The 551-nt window shown below is 61.8% G+C and carries 1 protein-coding gene; it reads left to right on the forward strand.

Annotation, left to right across the window (positions count from 1 at the left end; all coding sequences use genetic code 11):
• The coding region (locus AC1DS5_RS25465; RefSeq protein ID WP_477721023.1) for an ABC transporter ATP-binding protein at positions 1-551 on the forward strand (551 nt) is incomplete at both ends.

A 551-nucleotide genomic window follows, 5' to 3' on the forward strand; every position in this document is an offset into this window, starting at 1 on the left:
CCACGCTGCTGCGTTCGCTGATGGGATTGATGCCGCTTTGTCGCGGCAGTTTGCGCTTCCACGGCCATGATATCCGCAATGCAGCGCATGAAACGATCGCGCGATGCGGCATGGMGCTGGTGCCGGAGGGCAGGGGCATTTTCGGTTCGCTGTCGGTCACCGAAAATCTGGTGATGGCCGCGCGACCAGGCAATCACGGCCGTCAGTCCTGGACCCTGCCGAAAATCTTCGAGCTGTTTCCGCGTCTGCATGAACGCCGCAATAATGGAGGGCACCAATTGTCGGGGGGCGAGCAGCAGATGCTGACTATCGGTCGCGCGCTGATGACCAATCCCGATATGATCATGATCGACGAAGCCACGGAAGGTCTGGCACCGCTGGTGGCGCAGTCGATCTGGCAGACGCTGGCGATCGTCCGGGGCGAGGGCATCGCGACCATCGTCGTCGACAAGGATTTTCGGAGTCTCGCGAAAGTCGCCGACCGAATGGTAATCCTGTCGAAGGGCTGCGTGGTGTTCGACGGAACGCCGGCGGCATTGGCTGCGCAGCCG

Source organism: Polaromonas sp. P4_H1 (assembly GCF_056400945.1).